The organism is Methanosarcina baikalica (assembly GCF_031461075.1).
In the GTDB taxonomy this organism is placed as follows: Archaea; Halobacteriota; Methanosarcinia; order Methanosarcinales; family Methanosarcinaceae; genus Methanosarcina; species Methanosarcina baikalica.
Map to the genome: position 1 here is coordinate 1 of NZ_JAVKPK010000129.1, position 2,987 is coordinate 2,987.

At 32.3% G+C, this 2,987-nt stretch carries 3 protein-coding genes; 1 reads left to right on the top strand and 2 read right to left on the bottom strand.

From position 1 onward, the window contains the following. The coding region (locus tag RG963_RS16275; protein WP_310577328.1) for a DEAD/DEAH box helicase at positions 1-201 on the bottom strand (201 nt) is incomplete at its 3' end. Positions 202-274: 73 nt separating this feature from the next. Further along, the gene (locus tag RG963_RS16280) at positions 275-415 is read right to left on the bottom strand and encodes a hypothetical protein (protein WP_310577329.1); all 141 of its coding nucleotides are present in this window, start codon (positions 413-415) and stop codon (positions 275-277) included. Positions 416-2,558: 2,143 nt separating this feature from the next. On the opposite strand from RG963_RS16280, the gene RG963_RS16285 reads away from it, so the two are divergent. Beyond that, on the top strand, positions 2,559-2,795 hold the full coding sequence (locus RG963_RS16285; protein ID WP_310577330.1) for a hypothetical protein: 237 nt from the start codon (positions 2,559-2,561) through the stop codon (positions 2,793-2,795). Positions 2,796-2,987 lie beyond the last annotated feature (192 nt).

A 2,987-nucleotide genomic window follows, 5' to 3' on the forward strand; every position in this document is an offset into this window, starting at 1 on the left:
GTCTATCCTCTCTAAAACCGTAATCCCAAAAGCAGCAGTTTTCCCCGTTCCAGTCGGAGCCTGTCCGATAACATCTCTGCCTTCCAGCATATAGGGAATGGATTGGGCCTGAATCGTCGTGGCTTCTTCAAAACCCATATCCTCTATTGCCTTTTCTATTTCTTTTGATAAATTTAATTCTTTAAATCCTGAACCTGCCATATTTAATCCCCCTTTTCAGTCTCAACCTGTTACTTTTTACTAACCCGACCATATTACCATGAGTAGAAGTAAGTTAATGAACCGACTCCTCCATAATTCTCTGAATTCTCCCGCGCCTTGCAGCAGACCTGCGGGTATCATAACGAAATAAGAAGAACGAAAGTGAAAAAACGAAACCTGAAACTACCGAATACAGCCTGTCTTTGATGCTCATTTACTCTCCCCATGAAAATATAAACAGTTTGACCATCGGATTTTAATATGAATTTTAGTACCGATTGCGTAAATATGATCCAACCAATAGTATAATGAAAGATATAATATAATAAACGATATAACAATTTATAAGGTACATGTTTCCTGAATTTAGATACTTTTAGAACCAACCGTAATTCACTTTATCAACTATTTATTTTATCAGATTGCTTTTTCCGGGCGTAAGCCCGGTAATTTCACAAAAATGAATAAAGAGAACGTCCGGTGAGGCTTTCCGGATCAAGTGTTTTTTACATGATTTATACCGGCTTAAGCAGCAATTGCTTAATATTTTGCAATCTTTACACACCCAGAGCTGTTGATTTCCAGCTCATCTGAAGTATTCAGGTTCTGAAAAATAGTTTTAACAACTTTTTTCGAGCATTATTTATATGTCTATTTTATATTAATCAAAAGTGACGAGTTTACAGGCAATCAAATATAAAATAAACGAAATAAAAGAGAATGAGTATTTAAAAAGCATACATACCTGCATAAAGAATTGCATTATTGAAAAAAATAACTCTTAAAAGAATAAGTAAGTACTAATTCACAGAAAAAAATACATAGTCATCAATTCAAGAAAAAAATTTATGGAAATTTGTCCGTGATGTCTTGAAAAGATGCTATGGATGCTCTTTTTGCTATTTCCTTTCAGGCTAAATAATTATTTTTAGGCTACTTTCGCGCTTAATCAGTCAGAATAAAATATAAAAAATCTTGTACATTCATAAGAAATGCAAACTTTCGAATAAAAAATCTTTAAGATCATATCATTCTCTCCACTCTTTTCCCGTATCTTTTTCCGTCCTTCATTATACCATATAGTTATTTTAAGCTACATTCCATGCTTAATCAGTCCGACTACAGAATGCTGTAGCTTACATTTTCATCGTAGAAGCAGACTTTCGAATAATAAATACTTAAGCTCGATCATTCCCTCCATTCTTTTGTGTAGATCTGTTATCTTTCTTTATTTATCGGTCGTCTTTGTTTACCTTTTGAGAGAGCAAACGTGTTTTCGAATTCACGCATGCAATTCTTTACCACAAACCCTTTTATCAACCTCAAAGTCTGTGTTATACTCCAGGCAGTTACAGTTAGAAAATTTTTCTCTCATGAATTTGCTCTTTGAAATTTAATTTTCTAAACTTTAATTGCCAGAGGGTACAAACAAATATATAACTGAAAATTATATAAAGTCAATAGAATAGATTTTCCTTAATATTGAATAGTCTCTGAAGATCTGGATGAATCTTAAGGTAATAAAGGGTTCTACTTTCTCATTTAATATACAGGATATAATTTTTAATATCTCGAACCCAGATGGATTTTTAAACCTTATATCCATTAACTGAGCTAAAATAAGATTTATTATGGAAAAATAAACTGAATATTCCGGTTGAATTTAGTTAAAGACCGCAATAGATTCTGGTCTCCAAAAAAAGAAAATCTAATTGATATAAACTAAACTGTAACTGGATGTATAGCTTTTTTTATTTATTTATGCTTTAACTTTTACTTTTTTCATTATAATAAATAATTTGTTATAAAGACGAGATTTATAGTGAATAGTTCTTTAAAATCTGAAGAAATCTCACGGTAATAAAATGATCTACCTTTAAATTTAATTTACCGGTTTCATTTTTTCAACATTCGGGACAAAACCATATTTTTAGCCTTATATTTGATAATAAGAGAAATATAAGGCTCATAAAACATAACTGAGTTTAATTATTCACTTTAATCTAATTAGAAGCCTCAATAGAGAATTATTTCAGTGAGAATAATGCCTAAATCTTTTTAATTATAAATTATGTAACTTCACTATTTTTATGCAATAAATATAATTTTTCTAAATATAGTATTTGAGAGGCAAGTTCTGAATTTATCCCATGAAAAATTTGTGGCTTGCCAGCTCTTTACAGCCTACATTCTTAACGGGAATTTTCTGCCTTCAGGCCTCTGCAGCAGGTCATTCTTTCGCCGATTTTTATTTTTATACCTTGATAGGACTTACGCCCAAATCCTCAAAAATCAGATTACGAGATTAGACAGACAGGAACGGTAAATTAAGCTCATTTTACCTTCTTTCCGGCCTCTTGTCACCCCAAACACCTTCGGAATCCATAAAATATCCAAAAAAAACAGCTGGCGTAAACCAGACTGAGAAATATGTACCTGAAATATTCGCCGTCGAGAACGTTTCCTGGAGGCCTGCATCTGCGAACCTCCCTGACAAGTATAGATCTGTGTCGGCGAAAACTTCCTTTTTCGGAACAGTCCTTCTCGAAAACGGCGGAAAAATCTACAATCCAGGCAATATCTATTCCAAATAACAATTGATTCTTTAACCCGTCCAGAAAAAAACAGAACCGCACTTGCAGGTTTATTTCATCTGGAGTTATTTTTATTTTGTAATTTGTTTCTTTCTAAAGTTGGTTTTATTATGAAGTTGCTTTTATCTCGAAATCGATTTTCTTTTTTTGTTTGGTTAGAGTTGTAGATATGTGGTTAGTATAATGATATAA

What these genes read in the sequence shown, in the direction of transcription:
- RG963_RS16280 (WP_310577329.1), bottom strand. Translation starts at nt 415, where the DNA reads ATGAGCATCAAAGACAGGCTGTATTCGGTAGTTTCAGGTTTCGTTTTT.